Here is a 1,386-nt window from a genome sequence, read left to right on the forward strand (position 1 = left end):
CAGAAGAAGACGGTCACCGTCACCGGCGAGGCGACCGCGCGTGCCATCACCGCAACACCGTAGGAAGGAAGGCAGCCATGCCCGTATCGGGTGGGTCCGTCGTACGGCGGACCGGACGGATCCTCACCGGCATCGGCGCGCTGGCCGTGCTCCTGGTGCTGCTGGTCGGCGCGCCGATCGCGCTGCTGGCCTTCGCCGGTAACCCGCTGCCCGATCACCTCCCCACGATCAGCGAGGTGGGCACCGCGCTGACCAGTCGGGACGACGGTCAGCTCTTCCTGCGGGCGTTGGCCCTGGCCGGGTGGTTCGGCTGGGCCACGTTCGCCTTCTCCGTCCTCGTCGAACTGGGCGCACAGACCCTGCGCCGGCCGGCGCCGAAGCTGCCCGGGATGGGCCGCCAGCAGAAGGCCGCCGCCGCGCTGGTCGGCTCGGTCGCGCTGATCCTGATCGCCAGCCCGGCCGCCGCCAGCGCCGCAGCGGTCTACAGCACTCCGGTGTACGCGAGTCCGAGCGCAACGTCCGTCACCACCCTGGCCGCGCCGAGCCGAGCCGCGACGACACCAGACACGGCAGCGCCGGTGGCCCGGGGCGGCCTGCTCGGCCTGGCCGGGACGGGGCTGGCCGCACCCGGCGCCTCGGCGGCGAACGACGAGCCCGCGCCGGTGTACCGGGTGGCGCGGGGCGACTACCTCGGGGAGGTGGCCGAACGGTACCTGGACGAGTTCGACGACTACCGACAGCTCGCCAAGCTGAACAAGCTCGACGACCCGGACCGGATCCGCCCCGGCCAACTGCTCCGACTGCCCACGGAGGCCACCGACCAGGGGTCCCGGCAGCACGCCACCGGTCGGCTCGTCGACAGGCCCGCGGCACCGAAGCCGCCCGCGCCCCGGCCGGCGCCCGAGCGGGCCGCACCGCCGCGGGTGGCCCCGGCACCACCCAGTGGTACGGAGTCAGCGGGCCAACCACCAGCGATGACGGTCGGTGCAGCCCGAGTCGGTCCCGCCGATCGGGTGAACCGCCCGCTGGCGGTCTCTGCCGTGCTGGCCGTGGCGAGCATCGTCGGCGCTCAGATAGGCGCAGTCCTGGGGCTGCGCCGCCGTCCAGCCACCGCAGGGGCGGCTCCCCGACTGGCCGCGTCCTCCCGCACATCACGCCGCGGTGCGGGCCGAAGCGGTGCAGGCACGGGCCGAAACGGTGGCTCGGGCCGAAGCAGTGGCTCGGGCCGAAGCAGTGGCTCGGGTCAGGGTGGCAGTGGTGCGGGCCAAGGCAGTGGCGCGGGCCAGGGTGGCAGTGGTGCGGGCCAAGGCAGTGGCGCGGGCCAGGGTGGCAGTGGTGCGGGCCAAGGCAGTGGCGATCGCAAGAGAGCCCGTCTTTACTCCATAC

The 1,386-nt window shown here is 74.1% G+C and carries 1 pseudogene; it reads left to right on the forward strand.

The features are described from left to right. Positions 1-77 precede the first annotated feature (77 nt). Positions 78-1,112, forward strand: a pseudogene (locus ABZ749_RS35220) (LysM domain-containing protein); the annotation flags it as partial. Positions 1,113-1,386 lie beyond the last annotated feature (274 nt).

Source organism: Micromonospora sp. NPDC047753 (assembly GCF_040642735.1).
In the GTDB taxonomy this organism is placed as follows: Bacteria; Actinomycetota; Actinomycetes; order Mycobacteriales; family Micromonosporaceae; genus Micromonospora.